Consider the following 386-nt stretch of genomic DNA (forward strand, 5'->3'; position numbering starts at 1 on the left):
TGCCAATGCTCCTGTGATGACATCCGTTGATACCAATGGCGTAAAGTTGTACTCAAAGGTTGGATCAGTTGCTCCATACGTTTTTGAATAAGCCAGTCTTGGCGTAATGGTTACTGGTTTCTTGCTGACCGTGAAATTAGCAGGAACATAAGTAATCGCATATTTATAGGGATCTAAGTTGAAGGTGTTCTGCTGGATTTCATACGCTCCTGCATTTTCTCCAGCTACTCTGTTTAAGGTTCCTGTGCTTACATCAGTGCCTGTTAATGCCGGACTAATTGCAGGGGCAGCTAAGGTCGGTTCTGCATCTCCAAATACTTTGCCTTGAGCAGTAGCCGTTACCGTAACTGGTTTTGGTAGGATCTGCAGTAACCGGATTACCGGTG

At 45.1% G+C, this 386-nt stretch carries 1 protein-coding gene; it reads right to left on the reverse strand.

The features are described 5' to 3' along the window. On the reverse strand, nucleotides 1-386 hold a 386-nt coding region (locus OQX61_RS24275), incomplete at both ends, for an MBG domain-containing protein (protein WP_265844431.1).

This window comes from Pedobacter sp. PLR, from assembly GCF_026239675.1.
Classification (GTDB): Bacteria; Bacteroidota; Bacteroidia; order Sphingobacteriales; family Sphingobacteriaceae; genus Pedobacter.